Source organism: Bacteroides sp. AR20 (genome assembly GCF_964250605.1).
Lineage (GTDB): Bacteria > Bacteroidota > Bacteroidia > Bacteroidales > Bacteroidaceae > Bacteroides > Bacteroides uniformis.
Window position 1 is genome coordinate 1 of sequence record NZ_CAXUGK010000003.1, and the last position, 17301, is coordinate 17301.

General features: G+C 46.4%; 8 protein-coding genes. 6 read left to right on the forward strand and 2 right to left on the reverse strand.

The features are described from left to right. Positions 1-163: 163 nt before the first annotated feature. A complete protein-coding gene (locus ACESTD_RS02555; RefSeq protein ID WP_005834655.1) occupies positions 164-1690 on the reverse strand; it encodes a hypothetical protein in 1527 nt (508 codons plus the stop codon). Positions 1691-1828: 138 nt separating this feature from the next. On the opposite strand from ACESTD_RS02555, the gene ACESTD_RS02560 reads away from it, so the two are divergent. Next, on the forward strand, positions 1829-2932 hold the full coding sequence (locus ACESTD_RS02560) for a glycoside hydrolase family 43 protein (protein WP_005834653.1): 1104 nt from the start codon (positions 1829-1831) through the stop codon (positions 2930-2932). An 81-nt stretch (positions 2933-3013) separates the two neighbouring features. On the opposite strand, the gene ACESTD_RS02565 is transcribed toward ACESTD_RS02560, so the two are convergent. Continuing rightward, complete coding sequence (locus ACESTD_RS02565; RefSeq protein WP_005830268.1) at positions 3014-5011, reverse strand: glycoside hydrolase family 2 protein; 1998 nt, start codon at positions 5009-5011, stop codon at positions 3014-3016. Positions 5012-5255: 244 nt separating this feature from the next. Here ACESTD_RS02565 and ACESTD_RS02570 point away from each other — a divergent pair, with 244 nt between their 5' ends. The 5 genes from ACESTD_RS02570 to ACESTD_RS02590 all read left to right on the forward strand — a co-directional run bounded on the left by ACESTD_RS02570 (position 5256) and on the right by ACESTD_RS02590 (position 17290). Then, positions 5256-9266, forward strand: coding sequence for a hybrid sensor histidine kinase/response regulator transcription factor (locus ACESTD_RS02570; protein WP_055288244.1), 4011 nt, complete (start codon positions 5256-5258; stop codon positions 9264-9266). A 119-nt stretch (positions 9267-9385) separates the two neighbouring features. Further along, complete coding sequence (locus ACESTD_RS02575) at positions 9386-12562, forward strand: TonB-dependent receptor (RefSeq protein WP_005834643.1); 3177 nt, start codon at positions 9386-9388, stop codon at positions 12560-12562. A gap of 43 nt (positions 12563-12605) precedes the next feature. Beyond that, positions 12606-14228, forward strand: coding sequence for a RagB/SusD family nutrient uptake outer membrane protein (locus tag ACESTD_RS02580; RefSeq protein WP_373158667.1), 1623 nt, complete (start codon positions 12606-12608; stop codon positions 14226-14228). 40 nt (positions 14229-14268) lie between these two features. Then, positions 14269-15726 carry a glycan-binding surface protein gene (locus ACESTD_RS02585; protein ID WP_005834641.1) on the forward strand — a complete coding sequence of 486 codons (1458 nt, stop codon included), beginning with the start codon at positions 14269-14271 and terminating at the stop codon, positions 15724-15726. A 130-nt stretch (positions 15727-15856) separates the two neighbouring features. Further along, positions 15857-17290 (forward strand): cellulase family glycosylhydrolase, encoded by a 1434-nt coding sequence (locus ACESTD_RS02590; protein WP_005830286.1) that lies wholly within the window; start codon positions 15857-15859, stop codon positions 17288-17290. Positions 17291-17301: the final 11 nt, after the last annotated feature.

Genomic DNA, 17301 nt, shown 5'->3' on the forward strand with positions numbered 1-17301 from the left:
AAATTAAGAGAAAAGCTAACATAAAGTAAAGCTTTTCTCTTGATTTATTAGAAAGAGGAACATTTACTGAATATCCCTGGATAACTTAAAAGATTACCCCTTCCAGAAGATATTGAACAGACAATATAGTAACGATTGGAATAAGGAACAATTAGAAGTAAAACTATAAAACATGTTTTTTAGCCAGCCGATACGCTTCCCCGACCACTTCCTTCGGATAACCGCACATCTCGATAATCCGGATGGCATTACGTTCCGTCGCCGGTCCCGGTTTCAGCTTATAATCAAAAGACAAGGTATTGTCGGCAACACATTCACAAAAATGAAACGATTCATATTCGTTCTCAAGTAAGGAAGCCAGTTCAACGTCGTGAGTGGAAGCAAACACGATACTGTTCTTGTGTGCCAAAGCAGATAGCACAGCTTTGGCTATAGCTATCCGTTCCACCGTGTTCGTCCCTTTGAACAACTCATCCAGCAGGAAAAGCTGCCTACGTCCCTTTCCGACCTCCAGCATCTCTCGAACAATCTGTACCTCCTGCAGAAAGAAACTTTTTCCTTCCATCAGACTATCCTCCAGATGGATAGCAGAAAACAATGCGGTATCCATGGGAAAACGAAAACTGCGGGCGAAACAAGTATGGAACACTTGTGCGGAAAGCAGGTTAAGTCCGATAGCACGGATAAAGGTTGTCTTACCAGACATATTGGAGCCGGTAACAAGGACAGAACTGCCACAAAGCGTAATGTCATTGGGGATACAATGCTCTATAAGCGGATGATAAAGGCCCTCTGCATGAAGCGTTTCACCCTCGTCACAAGCTTCCGGAAGAGTATAATAGGGCAGCCCATCCCGAAGCTCGGAAACAGAGCAAAGCGCATCCACCAATCCAAAATAGCGGAAAACCTCTTCAATCTGTTCTTGCCTGCCCTGCAATAGAAAGAAAGCCTTGGAAACCGGAATAACCTCCCGCAGGAAAAACACATTCACCATCTCGATGAAGAAATAAGCAAGAATGGCGATGTCGCTCTCCAGCTTGATACTGAAACGGAAAGTGGAAAGTTGCTTTCGTAACGGACGCAGCGCCTGCAAAGTCTTTTGGATATCCCGATGCACCGATACACACAACGGAATCTGTGCCAGCCTCTCCGCTTGCCTGAGCAGCAGCCATAACTGAGGGATGGAAAAGAAATAGCCCTGAATCCGTGCCTTGCTGCGATAGTGCAATACCATGTTCACCAATACCGATATACACAATAACCCCAGAACGTAAAGCGAAGATGTAACATAAACCATCCCTGACAAAACAAAAGGCACGAACTGCAATATACTTAGCAAACGGTAAAAGCGGCGGGAATATATGGGATGGGAAATGGAAAACAACGATGCAATGGCGCAAGCATCCGGCGTATCCAGTTTCTGCAACTCCGACCGGATTTCTGCACGCAACTCCTTGTCGGCAGAGAGTTCGCGAATCACTTCCTCCTGTTCCGAAATCTCCGAAAGGCGGTTGTAATGCAACAAGTCGTAGAGGTACTGTCGGCCCACACAAGAAGAGGTACGGTCGGCCCATTCGAAAAAGTCATCCAGATTGAGGTCGTCCCAGGTTTTCTGTGACACCAAATGTTCTTTCTCCTTCACCGACCGGTACTCGTGGTATAGCGATATATCCGAAAATGGCTGTCCCATCAAAGAATTATTTAGAATGATGCACAAAAATAATGAAAAGCTTGCATTCTATCTAATTTCCTTGCAGCTTTCCCTATATTGTGTTTACTTTGCAGATACAAACACTTTTCGTTACTTCAACATTTAAATTCTAACAAGATGAAGCACACCCTTTTCACATTGGCACTGGTCTTATTGGCTCTGCTGTCAGCATCATGCGGAGATAAGAAGAAAGTAGTATATCAGAACCCACTTCCCATGGCCTTCGGAGACCCGTTCCTCCTGAAAGCTTCCGACGGGAAATTCTATATGTACGGGACGGGGGGAGTACAGAACGGCTTCAAAGTATATTCCTCCGATGACCTGGTGACATGGAAAGATGAGGGTCCCGTCTATCAAGGCGGCACATCCGACTCATGGGCCACCGACTGTTTCTGGGCGCCCGAAGTGTATGAGCGCGACGGCAAATACTACTTATGGTTCAGCGCCAACTGGAAGGAAAACCCCACTCAGGAGCAAGAGAACTTCCGTATCGGCGTAGCCGTAGCCGATAAACCCACCGGGCCTTTCAAAGATTTGTCCGACCGCCCGGTATTCGACCCCGGCTATCCTATCATCGACGCAAACATACTCTTTGACGATGCATCCGGAAAGACCTACCTCTACTACTCCCGCTGCTGCTACAAACATGCCGTCGAGAGCGAAGTCTCAGCATGGGCCAAAACAAAGGGCTGGTTTGACGAGATTGAGGAGAGCTGGATTTACGGCGTGGAGCTGAAACCGGATTTCTCCGGTGTCATCGGAGAGCCGGTAGCATTGCTTTGCCCGCCCAAAACGATGGACGACCCTCAAGCGAAATGGGAGAACCGTTCGGTGACTACACATGAGGTCAACAGACGCTGGACAGAAGGTTCGTATATGGTGAAACACGGGAATCTCTATTACATGCTTTACTCTGCAAACTTCTTCGGAGGAAAGAATTATGCGGTGGGCTATGCAACCTCCCAAAGTCCTTTAGGCCCATTCACAAAGGCTGCCAACAATCCGGTGCTGCAAAAGGATACAGAGCAAGGCGGCATCGTGACCGGAACCGGGCATTGTATGCTCATCGATATTCACAACCGCCTCTACTGTGTCTATCATGGACGCACCGAAACCACTGGTGACGAACGAATGGTATTCATCGACCCCATAGACATCCAACCGGACGGGAAACTGGTAGTCCACGGACCGAATACGGATTTACAGAAAATCACATATTAAAGCTATCAGGCGCAGACTGTACAGCATTTCACGGTTCATTATTCCCCGTGGCTCTCCTATACATTCCGCGCCTGATGAAAATTAAAAAGGACATATCCATACACAACAATCCGCTCCATATTTGTTCCTGACTTCAATTCTATTTTCACCGGTATCCAATACAATGCCTTTCCATTCCAGTACATTTACGGAATCAGGTTTTGCAGTCCCATATGCTTTGCCATTGATATACAATTTGGCAGCTCCGCTATTGCTGAATACTTGCACATCAACGGTTTTGCGGGTTCTGTTTACCAATCGTTTTCCTGCGATATATACAAACTTATCTTCTTGATTCCAGTTTGCCTTATAAAAGTAAAAGGCATCTTTCTTTATTTTCCGGTCGTAAGTCACCAGCCCCTTATCGTTGCGTCCCATAATGGATCCCTCCCTACGGCCTGCCGCCGAAAAGTCGAACATGCACCAGATGAAGTTGCACCACAAGAATTCGCGTTCCTGAAGCTGTTTCCAATTCTCCACATGATAATAAGTCTGCCAGTTTTCGGGATGCCATTGCCCCCACGGTTCCGGATGCCTCAGCGAGTCCTCCTGCTGGAATACGCATGCCCCGGCACCATACTCGCTGATGCCCATCTTCCGCTCCGGATGTGCTGCATGCTCGCGGTCTATCCAGCGCCCCATGTCATCCATGTTGTCGCCATACCAGCCGAAATACTTGTTGAAAGCAATCAGGTCGGTGAATCCGTTGAAGTCGTCATCCTGATTACTGGCTCCCATAGTGGGACGGCTCGGGTCCAACTGACGGGCCAAAGCATGAAGCTCTGCCGCCATACGCGAAGGACGGTCCAGCCAACCGGAATTTATCTCATTGAACAGCCCCCAGAACAAAATGCAGGGGTGATTGTAGTTCTGTAAAATCAGTTCCTTCAATTGCAGGCGCAAGTTTTCATCATAAGCAGGATTATTCACATAAACATTGACAAAAGGAATCTCAGCCCATGCCACCAGTCCCCGCTTGTCCATCTGTTGATGCATGTATTTGGCTTGCGGATAGTGACAAAGACGCACGGCATTGCATCCCATTTCCTGCATCAAGTCCAAATCTTCATCATGGTCTTGCGGATAAAATGCCGAAGCGCGTTCTGCCCTATCCTGATGCCGGTTCACGCCATTCAAGCGATAAGGCTTTCCATTCAGGAAGAAACCTTTCTCCGCATCGGCATGAAAGTAGCGGAAACCTATCTCTTCTTCGCGGCGGTCTATCTCTTTTCCATCCTTACGCAATATCACCACTCCTTTATATAAATAGGGATTCTTCACTCCATCCCACAAATGAGGCCTTTCAAGCACTATGTCCATCATCACCTTTTTATCCTCACCCACCTCTGCACTGGCAACACGGCAAAGCAACTTTTCCTTGTCATATAGTCGAAACTCCACCTCGCAACCGGTCACAGTAGTTTCCCTTGCCGAAAGCAGTGCTTCAATTTTCAAATGGGCCTTTTTCTCCGATACATCGGACTGAGTGAAGAATACACCTGAAGAGGCATAATAAGCAGGTTCTATGCAGACATCCTCCGTCACCAGCAGTTCCACCCCCCGATACAACCCACCAAACATATTGAAGTCGCCGCAAATGGGAGCGACATCCATAGTCTGAGCATTGCTGACACGAATTTCCAATACACTTTCTGTTCCCGGGACCAGGAAATCAGTCAATTCTGCCACAAATGCCGTATAACCACCCTTATGTTGCATCACAAAATGATGGTCGATAAAAATGTCGGCAACCGTCTGTGCAGCCATCACTTTCAAGAAAAAACGTTTGCCCCGATAATGGGCAGGAACAGACAACTTACGACTGTAATTGCATAATCCCCTATAATAATCGGCATTGCCAAACATGCCATCGCCCGCATTCCAAGTGTGAGGCAAAGTAACCTTCACTATTTCCGAAGCAGGTGCCTGAAAACCCCGGTGGAAATTCCATCCTTCATTCAGTGGAATCACCTCTACGGCAAATACACATGTTGACAATATTCCCAAAGAGAATAAAAATAAAATGATGAATCTGTTCATTTTCGATAAAGTATTAGAAGGTTAATCATATTGGCAGGAACCAGTCCTTCCCTGCAAAGGTATGAAATAAATGTTGAATAATAAATGAGAAAAACACTTCAAGACACGCAAGACAACAAACGGATGGCATGTTTAAGACTTATACGACCGCGATGCAACATTACAGACCTATTAATGCAACATATTTACGTTTATTTAAATAAGATATTGCTATCTTTGAGAATTCAATTTCAGATTATATAGTATGTCTTTTACAAACTATTTACACAAATTAGTGTTCCCCCTCATTATTCTGTTACTGGCTTATCTGCCGTTAGCAGGACAAACTCCGTATGTATTTCGCCATCTGAAAGTAGAAAACGGGCTTTCAAACAATAACGTAAAAACCATATTGAAAGACTGTGAAGGCTTTTTATGGATAGGGACCGCCAATGGATTGAACCGATACGACGGATATAGCTTTAAAGTGTATCAACCCAAAGAAAAAGACATCCATTCTTTATTGTCTAACGACATCTGGAACTTACAGGAAGACGGTTTGGGCAATTTGTGGATTGGAAGCGAGGCAAGATATTGTATATACGACCGAGACAAAGACAACTTCATTACCGATATTCCCTCATACCTCCTTAAAATAGGCATCCAGATAAATGGTACCTACAAAGTACATGTTGACAAAAGACACAATTTATGGGTACTGCAAGGCCAAAATGCTTTTTACTTCAATTTTTCTCATAAAACCCTTAAAACATTCAAAATAGAAAACTTTCCAGAAGAAACTCCGGAACTGAGTATCAGCGATGATGGTGAAAACCTATATCTTCTTTGGAATTCGACCTTATTGAAACTAGAGAACAACGCAAAGAAATGTAAACGGGTAGATAACATCAGCTTACCCTCCAACTCTATTATCGAAAAGCACATATACATTGATTATCATGGAGGCATCTGGCTATATTCATATACCGATGAACAAATATTCTATAAGAAAAACATAAAATCGGAATGGAACCAAATCAATCTCCATTCCAAAATAGAGACAAAAAGTAATGCGGTAAGGAGCATACTGGATGACTCGAACGGACATGTCTGGATAGGAACGGACCATAAAGGAGTATTCATTTATGACTACGTAAATGATAACCTTGTCAACCTCCTGAATACCCCTATGTCTTCCACATCCCTTGCTTCCAACAGAATAAATACAATCTACCGTGATGATTCAGGCGTCATTTGGTTAGGAAATTTCAAAAAAGGAGTTTCTTATTATCACGAAAGCTTCCATGAATTTATTGATACCCAGCATAAAGAATGCGGTGATATAGCCTCCATTTTAGAGGATAAGGCCGGAAACATTTGGCTGGGAACAGATGGGAACGGACTTTATGTAAAAGAAAAGCAAAAAGGATTTGCCATTCGCAAACTATCCATCCCCGACATAGCCATCATCAGTCTTCTCGAAGACCATAAAGGACGGATTTGGGCAGGAAGTTATCAAGACGGATTGTTCTGCTATGAGAACAACAGTATTCGCCATTTTACTCCAGAGAACAGCCAACTGCCATACAGTGGCGTATGGAGTATGAAGGAAGACCGATATGGAAACTTATGGATAGGTTATGTACTGGAAACTTTGGTTTGTTTTAATCCGGACACAAATACTGCGACAAGTTATCTACTACCTGATGGGAATAATATCAATGTACTCAATATCTGTTATGACTATGGAGACAAAATGTATATCGGGACTACATACGGACTCTGTGTAATGGACATCGTGACGAGAAAACCCGAAATGATTTATGCCAATCGAAAAGAGACACAGCCATTCAAGCAGCTCTTCATTTCCACTGTATTCAAGGACGACAGAGATATATTGTGGTTAGCCCATAAACAAGGATTGACTGCCTGGGACTTAAAAAATGATTCACTACACTGGTTCGACGTAAACAACGGATTGTGTGACAATCTCATTAACAGTATAACCCAAGACAATCATGGTAACATGTGGCTTGCAACAAGTAACGGATTGTCTATATTGGAAGTAACCCCAGACACCCAGGAAGGAGTAGACTTTTCTTTCAAGAATCTTTCTACCAGAGACGGATTGCCAGAAAATCATTTCAACTCCCATTCCGCTTGTAAATTGTCCAGCGGAGATTTACTGCTGGGAGGCACCAGTGGCTATACATCTATAAATCCGAACAAGCTGACCGAAAAGAGCCGACCGCTGGCAAAGGTGTATTTTACAAATCTGACCATTGGCAATCAACATATAGAAGTAGACTCAATATATGAAGGGCGTAAACTATTAACAACTGTACTTGGCAGAACCCCATCATTGTCTGTCAGATATGACGATTATTTAATCTCCATCGAATTTGCCGCAGGCGATTTGCTGAATGCTGATAAAATAAGATATGCCTATAAACTGGAAGGATTAAATACCCAATGGTACTATACAAACGAGAACAAAGTAGCTTTCACCACCCTTCCTCCTGGCAATTACAAACTATTGATTAAAGCTTGTAACAGTGACGGTATATGGAATGACGAAGCTAGTGAGTTGAATATAACCGTTTCATCTCCAATATATTTATGTAATGTTGCTATCATCTTATACATATTGTTTGCCATTGGTATAATATCCTATGTAATATACCGATTCAAAAAGCATCACAACATAAGACTGGAGCAACAACGAGCAAAACTGGAGCAAGAACAAAAGTTGCTCCTGAATGAGATGAAGCTAAAGTTCTTTACAAATATAAGCCATGATTTACGTACACCACTGACGCTTATCATTAGCCCGTTACAAATGTTATTGTCAGAAACCCTGGATGACGGAATACGCAAAAAACTAAATACAATCAATAAAAATGCACAACAATTACTTACATCGATAAACTCTCTGCTTGATTTCCGGAAACTGGATGTAGGAGCCGAGACAGCTCATTATAAATCGGGAGATATTGTCAACTTTATCCGCGAGATTTGCAGTACTTTTCAAGAGTATGCTCTTGACCATACCATCAGCTTCTGTTTCATGTGCGAAGTAGAAAACCTGAACATGTCCTTCGATCCGGTTAAAATAAAAAAAGTAATGAACAACTTGTTGTCCAATGCCTTCAAATACACTCCTGATAAAGGAGAAATCAATGTACATCTTTATCGCGAAGATGACAATGTATGCATCTGTGTGGCAGACAACGGACAAGGTATCATAGACAAAGACAAGAAACATATCTTCGAACGTTTTTATCAGGTGCAACAAACTTCGGAAAAAACCGGCAGTGGAATCGGCCTGCATATTGCAAACGAATATGTACATCTACACAAAGGAACAATCTCCGTTACAGACAATTTTCCTAAAGGTTCCGTATTTACCGTTAAATTGCCTATCGTCACATATGCCAGTGAAAAGGAGGAATTACTTCCGGAACTGCTAAACAATGACAAAGCTCCGAATGAACTTCCCGTTCCAAATGCGGAAGAATTGCGGTATACCATCTTGTTGGTGGACGACAACAAGGATTTCTGTAGTTTCATGTCTGAATACCTGTCCGATGAATACGCCATACAGGTTGCCTACAATGGAGCAGAGGCATTGAAGATATTAGAAAAAAACAGTGTCAATATTGTAATAAGCGACATCATGATGCCAGTGATGAATGGAACAGAGCTATGTCGGCAAATCAAAACAAACATGCAATGGTCCCACATTCCCGTTATATTGCTTACAGCCCGTATGGCAGAAGAATACAAAAGTGAAGGATTTGAGCAAGGAGCCGATGACTATATCGTAAAGCCTTTTGACTTCAAATTACTAAAGCTGCGCATCAGGAAATTTATTGAATGGACAGAAAAAAGCCATCGTAAATTCAGTCAGAAAATAGAAGTGACACCTAATGAAATAACAATCACTCCACTAGACGAACAATTTATTGAAAAAGCTATCAAAATAGTAGAAGAGCGCATGAGTGATTCCGACTTCTCTGTGGAAATGTTAGGAGCAGAATTGGGGTTGAGTCGTAGCCATCTCTACAAAAAGCTGATGTGTATCACCGGTAAAGGTCCGGCAGAATTCATCCGGATTATCCGTTTGAAGCGCAGTAAGCAACTTCTAAAGGAAAGCCAGAAACAAATTGCAGAAATTGCCTATGAGGTGGGATTCAGTTCTCCAAAAAGGTTCACTGTAAACTTCAAGAATGAATTTGGAATATCACCATCTGATTACATCCGCAGTCTAAAATGATAACTTGAAACATAAAGGTATGTTATTTGAGACATGATAGACCTATGCTATTATGATAACTTTCCATATTTGCAGTAGCTTTTAATAACAGTTATTTTTAAATCTTAAATTAAAGTATTATGAAGTTACACGCAAATGTATGCTCTCAATGGGAATGGACAAAATTGAGACAATTGCTTGTTATCGTGTTACTAGGTTTGGGTATTGTTTCCACGTATGGACAAACCAAAACAGTATCCGGTATCGTTAAATCAGAATCGGGCGGTGAGCCACTTGTAGGAGCCACCGTCAAAGTGAAAGAAACCAATACGGGCGGCATTACCGACATCGACGGCCGTTACACCATCCAGGCAAATCTGGGACAAACATTGATAGTCTCTTACATCGGCTACCGCACCAAAGAGGTGAAAGTAGAGCGCACCACCCGCATCGACATACTGCTGCAAGAAGACAATGAGATGCTGGACGAAGTAGTAGTAGTGGGATACGGTACGATGAAACGCAGTGACCTGACCGGTTCCGTAGTCAGCGTGACAGGTGACGAACTGAAAAAGTCCGTAGTCACCTCGCTCGACCAAGCTTTGCAAGGACGTGCCGCCGGTGTGCAGGTGACCCAGAATTCCGGAACTCCGGGTGGCGGTATCTCGGTCAGCATCCGTGGTATCAACTCCTTGAACGGCAACGAACCGCTCTACGTTATCGACGGTGTAGCCATCTCAGGCAACAACACCAGCAACAGCAGCGTGCTCAGTTCCATCAACCCTGCAGACATCGTTTCCATGGAAGTATTGAAAGATGCATCGGCCACAGCCATCTATGGTAGCCGCGCCTCCAACGGTGTAGTACTCATCACCACCCGTCAGGGCGAAGAGGGCAAAACGAAGGTCTCCTACGAAGGTTACTATGCCTTGCAACAGCTTCCCAAGAAACTGGAAACACTGACACTCCCCGAATATGCAGTTTACCAGAACCTCCGCGCCGCCACCATCGGCTTCGGTGCACGCGAAGAGTTCAAAGACCCCTCACTCCTCAGCCGCGGTACCGACTGGCAGAATGAAATCTTCCGCACTGCCCCGATGCACAACCATCAGATAAACATCTCCGGAGGTTCGAAGAGCATGAAATACTCGCTCTCCGGCGGCTACATGCAGCAAGACGGTATTGTATTCGGTTCGGACTTTGAGCGTTTCTCTTTCCGCGTCAACATGGACAACGACATCAACAAGTGGCTCACCACCGGCTTGCGCGCCTCCGTAGCCCGTACACAGCAGACCAACAACGTAGACGGTTCGGGTGCCATCTACAATGCCCTGAACCAGCTCCCCGAAGTGCCTGCCCGCAACCCGGACGGCAGTTTCGGCATGCAGACGGAGAACATGTATGGAACTTACTTCTCCAACCCCCTCTCCGACCTTATCCAAAATGAAAACTATAGTCGCAACACACAAGTCTATGTCAACGCCTTTGCCGACATCAAGCTGTGGAAAGGACTCGTATTCCGCACGGAATATGCCGCCAACTTCAATTACAGCAACGACTATAAGTTTACCCCCTCCTACGACTACGAGCACTTCAAGCAGCAGTCGTCAGCAAGCCGTGGAGCCGGCAACGGAAGCAACTGGACATTGAAAACTTACTTTACTTATAATAATACCTTCGGCAAACACGGCCTCTCTGCCATGCTGGGACACGAAGCGCAAGAAAACAAGTACGAGTCGCTGAGCGGCAGCCGTACCAACTTCCTCTTCAACTCCGTACACGAACTGGATGCGGGTGATGCCACAACAGCAAAAGCCAACAGTTCCCGTGGTTCATCCGCCATCGAATCATACTTCGGCCGTCTGAACTACAACTACGACGACCGCTACTTGCTGACCGCTACGCTCCGTGCCGACGGTTCGTCTTCGTTTGCCAAAGAAAGTCGTTGGGGTTGGTTCCCTTCGGTAGCATTGGCTTGGAAAGTCAACAACGAAGCTTTCCTCAAAGATGTGGAAGCCATCAACTCACTGAAACTCCGCCTGGGTTGGGGTGTAGTAGGTAACCAATGGGCGGGTTCCTATGCCTACGGCGTCACCATGGCTTCGGCAGCCTCCATCTGGGGTACTGGTTTCTATGCAGGCAACTATCCTAATCGTGAACTGAAGTGGGAAGAAACAAACTCCTTCAATGTAGGACTCGACCTCGCCCTCTTCAACAACCGCATAGAGTTCATCGCCGATGCTTATTACAAGAAAACGGACAATCTGCTGATGCAAGCTTCTCTTCCTACCTACGTAAGCGGTCTGATTCGTGCACCGTGGGTCAATGCCGGTGCCATGACCAACAAAGGTGTGGAATTTACCCTGAACACGCACAACATCCAGACACGTGATTTCACCTGGACCTCAGGACTCACCTTCTCCATCAACCACAACGAAGTGACGAAGCTCTACTCCGAATCATCCGCTATTTCGGGAATCAACGGTTCGGAAACACTGACCTACACCATGGTGGGCGAACCGGTCGGGCAGTTCTACGGCTATAAAGTAATCGGTATGTTCAAGGAAGAAGGAGATTTCTACAAGAAAGGTGCCGACGGCAACTTCCTGCTTGACGAAACGGGCAACCGTATCCAAGTAGCCATACCAAAAGACCAGACCATCGGCAAATCGGGCATCTGGGTAGGTGACTACATCTATGAAGACCGCGACAACAACGGTGTAATTGATGAGAAAGACCGTACGTTCCTCGGCAATCCGGCACCCAAATTCACGTTCGGCTTCAACAACTACCTTTCTTATAAAGGATTTGACCTCAACATCTTCCTGAACGGCTCGGTGGGCAACAAGGCTATCAACCTGATTCGCCGCACCTTCACCGATCCCATGCGTAACAGCAACCTGCTGAAAGAAGCTACCGGCATTGCCCAAATCGCCATGCACGACCCCGAAGTGGGCGACGAGGTACTTTCCAATGTTTACGTGGCCAACGCCGATGCAGCCAAAGTACAACGCATCACCACCAGTAGCGCCAACGACAACAACCGTATCTCCGACCGCTTTGTGGAAGACGCTTCCTACCTCCGCATAAAAAACATCTCGCTGGGGTACACCTTCCCACAGAAATGGTTGCGCCGTTTGCAGATAGACCATCTGCGCCTCTACGTCAACATCCAGAACCTCTGTACCATCACAGGCTACAAAGGCTACGATCCCGAAATAGGCGCTTTGAACTACAATGTATTGCTACGTGGTGTGGACGATGCGCGCTATCCTTCGCAACGTATCTATACATTTGGTCTTAACTTCAATTTCTAATGAGCCAGACAAATCATTTATCATTTAAAATCTCAATATAGTTATGAAACACAGATTTCTAACCCTTATATCATCGCTCCTTCTGCTTACGGCATGCAGCGACTCATTTTTGGAACGTGCTCCCGAAGGGAACTACGTAGATGTGACATACTACACTTCCGACGATGCACTCGAACAAGCCACTGCACCGCTTTACAACCGTGCATGGTTCGACCTCAACTCCCGCGCCATCGTGCCGCTGGGCAGTAACCGTGCCAACGATAACTTCAGTCGCTGGGGAGCTCCCGAGTTCACCAACTTCAAGGTGACAGCCCTGAGTGAAAACCTTGCCAATGCATGGACAGGTTTCTACTCGGTCATTACAATGGCCAATGCCGTTATCAGTGATGTGCAGACCAAATGTAGCAACAGCGTGAGCGAACGTGCCAAGCGCACAGCCATTGCCGAAGCCCGCCTGATGCGTGCCTGTGCCTACTTCTACATGGTTCGCCTCTGGGGACCGGTTATCATCATCGAAGACAACGACAAAGTGGTTGCCAATCCCATGCAACCGCTCCACCGCGAAGAAGATGTGCTGGAACTCGTTATTCGTGACCTCACTTATGCAGTCGAGAATCTTCCTGAAGTGGCAACCGCCAAAGGACGTGTCAACGCATGGGGTGCAAAAGGCATGCTTGCCAAAGTCTACCTCGCCCGCTCAGGCTGGAAAGGAGGCACACGCGACAACGCCGACCTGGAGAAAGCCAAGGAACTGGCCGCCGACGTGATAAACAACAGCGGCATCAGCCTTTACGAAAACTATGAAGACCTCTTCAAGTATAAGCACAACAACAATCCCGAATCGCTCATTGCCATGCAGTGGGTGCCACTGGGTGATTGGGGCGTATGCAACACTCTGCTTGCCGACCTCGCCGGCAACAGCAAGATGACCGGCGGTGTAAACGTATGGAGCAGCTATCAGGCAAGTATAGATATGCTCCAGCAATATGAGTTGGGCGACACTATCCGCCGCAACGCCACCTTCTGCACACCGGGTACATACTATTCATACATCTGCATTGCCGACGGTGGTTATACTTACGACGGCGCCACCTCTTGCATTAAAAAAGGTGTACCGGGCGGTCCGGACGACGACAACGACGGTTATATCCAGTCCATGAACTCTCCGCTCAACACCTACATCCTACGCCTTGCCGACGTTTACCTGACCTATGCCGAAGCTTGTCTGGGCAACAGCGAAGAACTGACCGGTGGTCCCGGCCTGGAAGCATTGAACCAGGTGCGCGACCGTGCACGTATCCCCCGCAAGGAACGCGTAACCTTCGAAGACATCATTCGCGAACGCCGCGTAGAGTTCTCGATGGAGTATTGTAACTGGTATGACATGGTATCGTGGTATCACTGGAAACCCGACTACATGCTGAATTACTTCCAGAACCAACACCGCGGCTACACGGTAGACCTCATCGTGAAGGACGAAGACGGTTACCTCCACTTCGGCAAGAAAGAAGGCGACACTTTCCTCGAAGGCATAGAAAATTGGCAGAAACCGGGCGAGAACATCGAAATCCACCACGGCAACATCCTGATGCCTTATCCGGAAAGCGATGTCATCCAGAATCCGCTACTGAACGAAGAACCGGTAGCATACGAATTCAGTGAATAAACCAAGTTATACATTCATTATCTCAAATAACGACTTTAATATGAAATATATACATTTTCCTTTTGTGTTGCTCACCATCCTGTTGGCATGCAACCTTTTCACCGCCTGCAACGATGACGAGGGCGGCGGTGTTCCCGTAATCCACCACATCCGTCTTGTCGACCCAGAGAAGGCCGACAGTACGTTCACCGATGTAAATCCGGGCACCATGATTGTAGTCATCGGCGAAAATCTGAATGATGTGCGGAAAGTGTTCATCAACGAACAAGAAGTTTCGTTCAATAGCAACTACGGCACTTCCACCAGTCTCATCCTCACTATCCCCGGCGAATTGCAACTGACGGGTGCCAACCCCGAACTGAAAGGCGAACTGCGTATCGAGACCTCGCACGGCATTGCCACGTACTCCATGCATGTACTCTCACCCGCACCCTACATCACCCGTGTAGCCACAACCTTCCCCGTGGAGACGGGCACGCCTCTGCGCATCGTGGGCGGTAACTTCTACGAAATTCAGCGCGTTTATTTCACCACTGCCGTGGACGACATCACCAATGCACCTGTTTCGGTAGAAGTAACGGACTACACGGTAAACAAGAACTTTGACGAAATATCATTCAATGCTCCCGCAGGCCTGATTGATGAAGGCAGTCTGGTAGTGGAGTGCTATACCGCATCCGCATTTACTCCCTTCCGTCGCACAGCCCTCCCACCAAGTATCAGCAAGGTAAGCTCCATGATGCCTATCACGGGTACCACAGTTACCGTACTGGGACAGAATTTTATGGATATCGCCTCCATCACAATGGGCAATCGCTCGGTAGATCTCTCTACTGTTACCGTAAGCGAAGCTAACGATATGCTTACCTTTACCATGCCGCGTGCACCGCAAGGCACTTGCTCACTCGCCATTACCACAATGGGCGGTACTGCCGAAGTTCCGGGCTTCTATCCTTTGGAGAATATAGTATTGAACTATGACAACATCGGTTGGTTCTCCTGGGGCGGGCAAGCTGTACCCGTCACTGCCGACGGTACAGCAGCTCCTTTCTTCTCGGATGGTAAATGCTACAGCATATCAGGGGAACTTTCAGCATGGAATTACTGGTGGGGCCAATTGCAGAACGGTGCCGTATGGGGCATTGACACAGCCTTCCTGCCTACCGATACACCGACTTCCGAACTGGCTTTGCAGTTCGAATGCTTCGTGGCAGTGGAATATGGCGAAGGTCCTGTATTCCGCATCTACCTCAAAGGGAATGAGGCTCACAACTACACGAACTATCGTCCGGTGAGCGACTTCACCGGAAAAACCGAAGTAGGCCAATGGATGCAGTGCAGCATTCCGCTCTCCGAACTGGTAGACGAAACCACTTGGGGCGAGTTCCAAAAACGTGACGGTGACGAGTTGGCACTCCAGATGACAAACCCCAGCGAAAACGGTCCATACAACATCGAAATGTATTTTGATAATTTCCGAGTTGTCAAGATACAATAATTTGAATTAAATTCTGGCACAGGATTACACAAAGTGACACCTTCTTTTAAACTCTTAGACGCTGATTCAATTGAATCAGCGTCTAAAAATAAATACACCGAAATTATTAAAACGAAATTTTACCGATACCATGACACAAATCTTCAAGAAAACCTTATTAACCAGCCTGGTTCTATTTCTGATGACAGCTTGCTCTGACGATAAAAAGGAGCTGAAAATCATCGTAGAGCCTACTTCTTTCCATTTTGAACAAACGGGTGGTAGCAAGAAATTCGGTATCACCCCCAATGAACCAGCCACTTTCCAAAGTTCGGAAGCATGGTGCAAAGTAACCTCGGAAAGCAGCACTCCCGTACAGGCAATCTATAACATAACCGTAGAACCCAACACTACGCCCGACGTGCGCAACGCCATCATCACCGTCAGCGTAAAGGAGCATATACAAGAAATCAACGTGGAGCAGGCGGCCTATATCCAAAGCGATGAACCGGAAAAATACACTGTACGCGAGAATCTCACAACCCACCAACTGATTAACGAAATGGGACTGGGCATCAACCTAGGCAACACGCTGGATGCCGTGGGCGACTGGATAGACCCAAGCAACATTCTCAATTACGAACAAGCATGGGGAAGCCCTATTATCACACAAGAAATCATTGAAGGATATGCCAAAGCGGGCTACTCATCTCTGCGCATACCGGTCAGCTGGGGCAATCTGCTGTCCGACGACTTCAAAGTGCATCCTGACCTGATGGACCGCGTAGAGAAAATCCTAAACTGGACCCTCGACTGTGGCATGGTGGCTATCATCAATATCCACCACGAAAACGAATGGATTAAACAAGTACCCACCGACAGCAAAGCAAAAGAAAAATTCACTTCCATCTGGAAACAGATATGTGAACGCTTCGAAAAGTACGGTGACCACTTACTGTTCGAGCCAATGAATGAAATCGGATACGATGAGATTTGGACTCCGTGGGGCGGTAGTGAAGCCGACAAGGCAAAGGCACTGGGATACGTGAACGACCTCAACCAGCTCTTTGTCGACATAGTAAGAAACAGTGGCGGCAACAACGCCAAACGTCATCTGTTGGTGGAAATCTACAACACCAACTTGGAGTATGCTTACGACCCCTTGTTCAAGATGCCGAATGATCCCGCAAACCGACTTGCTCTTACAGTGCATTACTATACTCCCGCAAACTTTGCCATACTGGGTGGAGGCGAGGTTGTCGATTGGGGTGTAGGCCGGGAAAGCTGGGGAACGGAAGCTGACTTCAAGGAACTGAACGACAATATGGACCTACTGAAGAAGAATTGCGTAGACAAAGGAATCCCCGTCATCATAGGCGAATATTGCGCCGACTCCAGAAACAGAACAAAGGAAGTGATAAGACTCTTCTGTGTTTCCGTAACCGAAGCCATCTACTCGCGCGGCATGTGCCCAATGCTATGGGACACTCCGGGGGGACAATACAACCGACAGACTTGCCAGTTCGACGACCCTCTCTTCTTAGAAGAAATGATGGCTATTCCGGTTAAATATCCACGGAATTAAACAAATATTCA